General features: G+C 44.1%; 5 protein-coding genes. 4 read left to right on the top strand and 1 reads right to left on the bottom strand.

Annotated elements, in window-relative coordinates:
* Together B4033_RS00110 and B4033_RS00105 are read left to right on the top strand one after the other, a co-directional pair.
* A partial coding sequence (locus B4033_RS00110) for an NADP-dependent isocitrate dehydrogenase (protein WP_286830981.1) occupies window positions 1-1,753 on the top strand: 1,753 nt, incomplete at its 5' end.
* Window positions 1,754-2,060: 307 nt separating this feature from the next.
* Window positions 2,061-3,101 (top strand): metallophosphoesterase, encoded by a 1,041-nt coding sequence (locus B4033_RS00105; RefSeq protein WP_286830979.1) that lies wholly within the window; start codon window positions 2,061-2,063, stop codon window positions 3,099-3,101.
* A 78-nt stretch (window positions 3,102-3,179) separates the two neighbouring features.
* Here B4033_RS00105 and B4033_RS00100 read toward each other — a convergent pair whose 3' ends face one another.
* Complete coding sequence (locus B4033_RS00100) at window positions 3,180-3,602, bottom strand: OsmC family protein (protein WP_076753344.1); 423 nt, start codon at window positions 3,600-3,602, stop codon at window positions 3,180-3,182.
* 147 nt (window positions 3,603-3,749) lie between these two features.
* Between B4033_RS00100 and crp the strand changes: the two genes are divergently transcribed.
* Together crp and B4033_RS00090 are read left to right on the top strand one after the other, a co-directional pair.
* The gene (gene crp / locus B4033_RS00095) at window positions 3,750-4,454 is read left to right on the top strand and encodes a cAMP-activated global transcriptional regulator CRP (RefSeq protein ID WP_286830976.1); all 705 of its coding nucleotides are present in this window, start codon (window positions 3,750-3,752) and stop codon (window positions 4,452-4,454) included.
* Window positions 4,455-4,635: 181 nt separating this feature from the next.
* Window positions 4,636-5,597 (top strand): NADP(H)-dependent aldo-keto reductase (locus tag B4033_RS00090; RefSeq protein WP_286830974.1); only part of this gene is annotated, 962 nt, incomplete at its 3' end.

Below are 5,597 nucleotides of genomic sequence, written 5' to 3'. Positions count from 1 at the left end.
CTCTATGAGCGAGTGGAAACAGTGGTCACAAACTCACGTTTCACATATGGATGAAGGTGACTTCTACCACGGTGAAAAGTCGATGACTTTAGACCGCGCACGTAACGTGAAAATGGAATTGATCACTAAGTCTGGTGAAACCATTGTTCTTAAGCCAAAAGTTGCGCTTCAAGACGGCGAAATCATTGACTCCATGTTCATGAGCAAAAAAGCGCTTTGCGACTTCTATGAAAAAGAATTAGATGACTGTAAAGAAGCAGGCATCCTGTTCTCTCTACACGTTAAAGCGACCATGATGAAAGTGTCACACCCGATCGTATTCGGTCACTGTGTGCGCATTTACTACAAAGAAGCGTTTGAGAAACACGGTAAACTGTTTGATGAGCTAGGCATTAACGTAAACAACGGTATGGCTGGCCTTTACGAGAAGATTGAAACACTTCCGACTTCTTTACGTGAAGAAATCATCCGTGACTTACACGCTTGTCAAGAACACCGTCCAGCGCTTGCAATGGTTGATTCTGCGAAAGGTATCACTAACTTCCATTCTCCAAACGACGTAATTGTAGATGCTTCTATGCCTGCAATGATTCGTGGTGGTGGCAAAATGTGGGGTGCTGACGGCAAACCTTACGACTGTAAAGCAGTAATGCCTGAGTCTACTTTCGCGCGTATTTACCAGGAAATGATCAATTTCTGTAAATGGAATGGTAACTTCGATCCACGTACAATGGGTACTGTACCTAACGTTGGTTTGATGGCACAAAAAGCTGAAGAATACGGTTCACACGACAAGACTTTCGAAATTTCTGAAGCAGGTATTGCGAACATCACCGACCTTGAAACAGGTGAAGTGTTGATGTCTCAAAACGTGGAAGAAGGCGATATCTGGCGTATGTGTCAGGTGAAAGATGCACCGATCCGCGACTGGGTAAAACTTGCTGTAACGCGTGCACGTAACTCTGGCATGCCTGCAATCTTCTGGCTTGACCCGTACCGTCCACACGAAAACGAACTGATCAAGAAAGTTCAAACTTACTTGAAAGATCATGACACTGACGGTCTAGACATCCAGATCATGTCTCAAGTACGTGCGATGCGTTATACGCTTGAACGTGTTGCTCGTGGCCTAGATACTATTTCAGTAACGGGTAACATCCTGCGTGACTACCTGACTGACTTGTTCCCAATCATGGAACTGGGTACTTCTGCGAAAATGCTTTCTATCGTGCCATTAATGGCGGGTGGCGGCATGTACGAAACTGGTGCGGGCGGTTCTGCACCTAAGCATGTACAACAGCTGGTAGAAGAAAACCACTTACGTTGGGATTCTCTAGGCGAGTTCCTGGCACTTGCTGTTTCTCTAGAAGAAATGGGCATTAAAGAAAATAATCCGCGTGCGAAACTACTTGCAAACACACTTGATGCTGCGACTGGTAAATTGCTTGACAATGACAAGTCTCCATCACGTCGTACTGGCGAGTTAGACAACCGTGGTAGCCACTTCTACCTGGCTAAATTCTGGGCTGAAGAGCTTGCTACACAAGATCAAGATGCAGAATTGAAAGCGAAATTCGCGCCTATCGCACAAGCCTTGGCTGAAAACGAAGCGAAAATCGTTGAAGAACTGAATACTGTTCAAGGTAAAACTGTAGACATCGGTGGTTACTACGCAGTTGATCCTGCGAAAGTAAATGCTGTAATGCGTCCAAGTGCGACATTGAACCAGATCATTGAATCACTACAGGCTTAATTAGAAGCTGCACTGACTATCAGCTTAGTGAACTGAAATAAAAACCGGTGCTTAGGCACCGGTTTTTATTTACCATGATGAAAACTAAAGGGATGCCTTATTGTCGAAGCATCAGCCTTTAGAGCTATAGGTGAAATGAATAAACAGCCATTTCATATAGATAAGAAGATGGTTTGTTTTGAACGCCCCAAAAATTTAGCTTGAACACCCGATTAAAGGTATAGACAATATAATGAATATATTGAAAGAATTAGATTAATACTCAGTCTGAGTAATTGCAGGACTCAAATGTCGAGGAGGTGTCTGAATGTCATATCAGTTCATCCAGCCTATTCAGGGAGATCGGTTCGACATTGTGGGTGATATTCATGGTGAGATCGACGCCTTAAACAGTCTCTTACATGTCATGGGCTATAATCTTAAAGGTGAGCATCCAGAACAGCGTAAGCTGATCTTTGTGGGTGATCTTTGTGACCGTGGGCAAAACAGCGTCGCGGTAATTCAGCATGTGAAGATTCTAATGGAGCGGGGCCAGGCCTACTGTGTGCTGGGCAACCATGAGCTGAACCTGCTAAATCAATCCTATCGTGAAGGCAATGGCTGGTATTTTGGCTCACCGCATATGGATGACCATAAATCTTTTTACTCTGTGCCTGCTACACCAGAAGACCAGCAGTGGATTCTGCAATTTTTGCAAACTTTGCCCATTGCACTGGAATCAGATCAAATTCGGGTTGTGCATGCCTGCTGGGATACACACTCCATTCAACAACTAAAAGCACTGGACAAGCTGCATTTACTTGAAGCCTATGAACATTTTGTCCAGCAGACCCAGCAACACATTAATGATGCAGGTATTACAGAACAGGCATGCCAAGAAGCAGAGCAGTTTCGTGAAGCGCTCACTGATCCGAATAGCGATATTCCCTGGCTGAAATATCTGGCACAAAAGGAATGGATTGAGCAGATGTATAATCCCATCAAAGTGTTGACCTCTGGTGCCGAATATATGACAGACAAGCCCATTTATGCCGGCGGCAAATGGCGTATGAAAGATCGTCTGCCTTGGTGGGAGGATTATCAGGAGGATATTCCCGTCATTATTGGTCATTACTGGCGTAAATTTGACTTGGCTGAAGTGAAAGCTGGCCTGTTTCAGCAGATTGATCCGCTACAGTGGTTTGGGCATAAGCAAAATGTGTTCTGTGTGGATTATTCAGTCGGGAAACGCTATCTGGATCGGCAGCAGCAACGAGAATTTTCAAGCAAATTAGCGGCTCTTAGATGGCCTGAAAAGCAGGTGATTTTTGAGGATGGTTCGACTTATTCGACCTCTCAATCTGTCTAAATGGTGTTGGTCTGATATCAAAGAACAGATAAAGAAAAAGCGGTCTGAGGGACCGCTTTTATAACTAGATCAGCCAGATTATTCAGCTTCAATAATTTCAAAATCGTGCGTAATTTCCACACCGCCATCAGACAGCATTTTGCTGGCTGAGCAGTATTTTTCGGCAGAAAGCTCGACAGCCTTAGCCACTTGTTTCTCTTTAATGCCTTTACCTGTCACCACAAAATGCAGGTGAATCTTCGTAAATACTGCAGGAATCGCGTCGGCACGTTCTGCATTGAGTTCACAGCGAACATCAGTAATGTCCTGACGCGCTTTCTTTAAAATGGTGACAATATCAAACGAAGCACAACCACCCAAACCGGTTAATAGAAGTTCCATTGGGCGAGGACCACGGTTCTCACCACCGTATTCTGGCGAGCCGTCCATGACGATACTGTGACCACTTTGCGTTTTTGCTTCAAAAGCAACATTCTCTAACCAATGAACGCTTGTTTGCATTGCAACTACCTAAAAAAAGCTATAAATTTACGAAGTAACTGTACACTAACATAAATCGGGTTGATAAGGAATTTCATTCCCACTGTGTGACAAGTTCACATTAGGTCTTGTGCGATCTAAAAATTATCCTTATTTGGAACTGCTAGCATGACTTCAAACTTTTCACAATTAAGCACAGATGCACTTTCTCCGGGACAATTGCCAGAATCCGTGAAGGCATTATTAAAACGTGCATATATCAACCGTTACCCAAAACGTACAACGATCGTTGATGCAGGAACAGAATCTAAATCTTTATATTTGATTCTGAAGGGGTCTGTATCGATCATTCTTCGTGAAGATGATGAGCGTGAAATTGTCGTGGCGTATTTGAACGCGGGTGACTTTTTTGGGGAAATGGGCTTATTCGAAGTAAATCCACAACGTACTGCAGAAGTGCGTACGCGTGACGTTTGTGAAATTGCAGAGATTAGCTACGAAAACTTCCATGAATTAAGCAAACAATATCCTGACTTGAGTTATGCGGTCTTTGCCCAACTGGTTCGCCGTCTGAAGAATACGACACGTAAAGTAACTGACCTGGCATTTATTGATGTTTCTGGTCGTATCGCACGTTGTCTGATCGATCTTTCAGCTCAGCCTGAAGCGATGATCTTGCCAAATGGCCGTCAGATTCGTATTACCCGTCAGGAAATTGGCCGTATTGTAGGTTGTTCCCGTGAAATGGTCGGCCGTGTGCTGAAAACCCTTGAAGAGCAAGGCATGATCGAAACAGATGGTAAAGCAATTCTGATCTTTGATGCCTCACTGGAACAAAATGAAGTACCAGCTGAAGATGATTCAGAAGAATAAGCTGCAATTTTGAGAAAAGGGCAAACCTTCGGGTTTGCTTTTTTTATAGCTGCGGAAAATCCAACATCACAAATAAGAACAAACTTCTTAGAAAAGATGATTTCAGCCCGTCGCTTTCCTTCTATACTCTAGGTGTACTTTATTATGATAAGTCAAACCTAGAATAGACAGGGAATTATTCATGCAATTCAAACCACTTGCAGATACCGGTATTTTACTTCCAGAAATCTGTTTAGGCACCATGACCTTTGGTGAACAAAATACCCAGGAAGAAGCTTTTGAGCAACTCGATTATGCACTGGATCAAGGACTGTATTTCTGGGATACCGCAGAAATGTACCCGGTACCACCAAAACCGGAAACCCAAGGTGCGACAGAACGCATTATCGGGAACTGGATTGCATCACGTGGCGGTCGTGACAAACTGTTTTTAGCATCCAAAATCGCTGGTCCATCACAAGGTGGTAGTCATATCCGTGATGGACAGACCCGTTTTGGGGCAGATGAAATTTCAGCGGCCATAGACCAGTCATTGTCACGTCTGCAAACCGATTATATCGACTTATACCAGTTGCACTGGCCGCAACGCCCAACGAATTTCTTTGGTAAACTCGGTTATGGCAATGCTGAAGCGGCCGAAGACCGTGCAGTGACGGATCTCGAAGAAACCCTGACCGCCTTGCAATATGAAATTAAAAATGGCCGTATCCGTTATATCGGTCTGTCGAATGAGACCCCATGGGGGACGATGAAGTTCCTGCATCTGGCCGAGAAACTGGGATTATCAAAATTTGTCAGCGTACAGAATCCATATAACCTGCTGAATCGCACCTATGAAATCGGTATGTCAGAAATTGCCAAATACGAAGGTGTTGGCTTGCTAGCATATTCACCACTGGCATTCGGATATCTGACAGGTAAATTCCGCAATGGCGCACGTCCGGCGAATGCCCGTGTGACTTTATTCTCGCGTTTTAGCCGTTATAGCAATCCGGAAAGTGAATGGGCGGTGGAGCAATATGCTCAACTGGCAGAGCAGCATGGTCTGACCCTGACTCAATTGGCATTGGCATTTATTAAACAGCAGTTCTTTGTAACCAGCACGATTATTGGTGCAACTAATCTGGATCAGCTAAAAGAAAA

Origin of the sequence: Acinetobacter sp. UBA3132, from assembly GCF_002364825.1 — a bacterium.
Classification (GTDB): Bacteria; Pseudomonadota; Gammaproteobacteria; order Pseudomonadales; family Moraxellaceae; genus Acinetobacter; species Acinetobacter schindleri.
This window is presented reverse-complemented; position numbering and strand designations above follow the sequence as displayed.

Coding starts and splice junctions, on each gene's coding strand:
- B4033_RS00105 (WP_286830979.1), top strand. CDS start 2,061: ATGTCATATCAGTTCATCCAGCCTATTCAGGGAGATCGGTTCGACATT.
- B4033_RS00100 (WP_076753344.1), bottom strand. CDS start 3,602: ATGCAAACAAGCGTTCATTGGTTAGAGAATGTTGCTTTTGAAGCAAAA.
- crp (WP_286830976.1), top strand. CDS start 3,750: ATGACTTCAAACTTTTCACAATTAAGCACAGATGCACTTTCTCCGGGA.